The 1,326-nt window shown below is 26.9% G+C and carries 1 protein-coding gene and 1 pseudogene; both read left to right on the top strand.

Going from position 1 to position 1,326, the window contains the following annotated elements:
* A pseudogene (locus tag ACF91D_RS30375) lies at nt 1-262 on the top strand (hypothetical protein); the annotation flags it as partial.
* Between the two features lie 18 nt (nt 263-280).
* Nucleotides 281-1,326 (top strand): TcaA second domain-containing protein (locus tag ACF91D_RS30370; protein ID WP_392438466.1); only part of this gene is annotated, 1,046 nt, incomplete at its 3' end.

The raw sequence follows: 1,326 nt of genomic DNA, 5'->3' as shown, positions 1-1,326 counted from the left end.
AGATATATATTTTAGAAGTATTGAAACGGCTAAAAGCCATATTGATAATTATTTAGAGAATAAATATGAGCTTGATTTGAACCAAATAGCAATTAAAGAAGACGGTGTTTATAGCATAGATGATGATAGGCTACAAGAAAGTGAAAAAGTTTTCTTTGAAGAAGTTATGAAGGCTATTAAATATGATATAGAACAAGTAAAAGCTATTGAGAAGCAAAAAGATAGTGAAAATTATCTGAAGTATTGTTTATTGTTTAAATAATGCTAAAGGGCTGAAAATATGGTAAATGAAAACCAGGAGTTTAAACGATCAGAAAAGGCTGAAAACAAGCAAAGCAAGCTGAAAATAATATCTGTAATTGTGATTATTTTATTATTACTGTGCATTATAGGGGCAATTATATATTTTATTTTATCGAATAATGCAAAAGCGCAACTAGATGATTTTGAAGAAGCTGTTCAATCTAAAGACTATAAAGCAGTATCTAAAACATTAACTTCTAAAGATGTTAAAGTTACTCATGCAGAAGCTAAACAATTTGTAGATTACATGGCCAAGAAAGACAACCGTAACAAATTCAAAAAAGAAATGAACAACATTAAAAGCAATATTAAAAATAGTGAAAGTAATACGGTTGATTTTGGCTATATAACAGACAAGCAGGAACGAAAGTTGATAGAAATAACTATGAATGGGAACAAGTTTATATTTATTGATAGGTTGGCTTTTAAACCTATATTTCATGATGTATATATAGAAAATAATTCATATTCAAATGCTAAGTATGAATTTAATAATGTTGAAGATAAACAGCAAATTATTACAGCGCCTAAAAATAAAACAACAAATATTGGTAAGTTTTTTGTAGGTAAATATGATATAGAAGCCCAAAAAATTTATGATGATGATAATTCATTGATTAAAGGCAAGGTTAAGGGCAATATTCGATTTGATACAGATAATCTAAATAGTGATAAAAAAATCATTGCACATGCTAGTTTTAAGGACGCAAATTTTAAAGCAAATTTAATTAACAATGAAAAAGTAGATGACTATATTAAGCTTTATATCAATGATAAGCCTATTGAGTATGAAAAAAATAAAGTGTACGGTGCATATCCAGTAAATAAACCTTTAAAGGTTTATGCTAAAGGTAAAATAAGCGATAAAGAATTTAAAACTAATACAGTAACTTTAAATAGCGATCAGGGGGCAAAACCTCAAAAAATAAATTTGAAATTCAATGAAGATAATATTAATAATTATTTAAAAAGTATCAAAGATATTGAACTAGGCGCTAAGTCGTTTATGGAAGACTATACTAA

It is taken from the genome of Staphylococcus sp. 231237_7MaSpsaltlick, from assembly GCF_043107035.1.
This window is presented reverse-complemented; position numbering and strand designations above follow the sequence as displayed.